Source organism: Celeribacter arenosi (assembly GCF_039539485.1).
Classification (GTDB): Bacteria; Pseudomonadota; Alphaproteobacteria; order Rhodobacterales; family Rhodobacteraceae; genus Celeribacter; species Celeribacter arenosi.
Genome location: NZ_BAABDF010000011.1, coordinates 1 through 713 on the forward strand (window position 1 = coordinate 1; position 713 = coordinate 713).

General features: G+C 53.6%; 2 rRNA genes. Both read left to right on the plus strand.

The annotated features are described in order from the left end of the window. Positions 1 to 558: ribosomal RNA gene (locus ABD815_RS15095) — 23S ribosomal RNA — on the plus strand; the annotation flags it as partial. Between the two features lie 85 nt (positions 559 to 643). Beyond that, positions 644 to 713 (plus strand): 5S ribosomal RNA (gene rrf / locus ABD815_RS15100); the annotation flags it as partial.

Sequence of the window (713 nt, forward strand, 5' to 3'; positions counted from 1 at the left end):
TGGCAGAAGCCAGCCTGACTGCAAGACTGACAAGTCGAGCAGAGTCGAAAGACGGCCATAGTGATCCGGTGGTCCCGAGTGGAAGGGCCATCGCTCAACGGATAAAAGGTACGCCGGGGATAACAGGCTGATACTGCCCAAGAGTCCATATCGACGGCAGTGTTTGGCACCTCGATGTCGGCTCATCTCATCCTGGGGCTGGAGCAGGTCCCAAGGGTACGGCTGTTCGCCGTTTAAAGAGGTACGTGAGCTGGGTTTAGAACGTCGTGAGACAGTTCGGTCCCTATCTGCCGTGGGTGTAGGATACTTGAGAGGAGTTGCCCCTAGTACGAGAGGACCGGGGTGAACGATCCACTGGTGGACCAGTTGTTATGCCAATAGCAGTGCTGGGTAGCTATGATCGGAAAGGATAACCGCTGAAGGCATCTAAGCGGGAAGCCCCCCTCAAAACAAGGTATCCCTGAGAGCCGTGGAAGACCACCACGTCGATAGGCCGGAGATGTAAGCGCAGCAATGCGTTCAGTTGACCGGTACTAATTGCTCGATAGGCTTGATTTGATCCAGTAAAAGCAAAACTTAACTGGTAAATCAAAAGCATACACATACAGCGTACTTGACTTGGAACACTTGGATTTTTACTCGGTTTGGTGGTCACAGCGCCAGAGAAACACCCGATCCCATCCCGAACTCGGCCGTTAAGCTCGGTCGCGCCA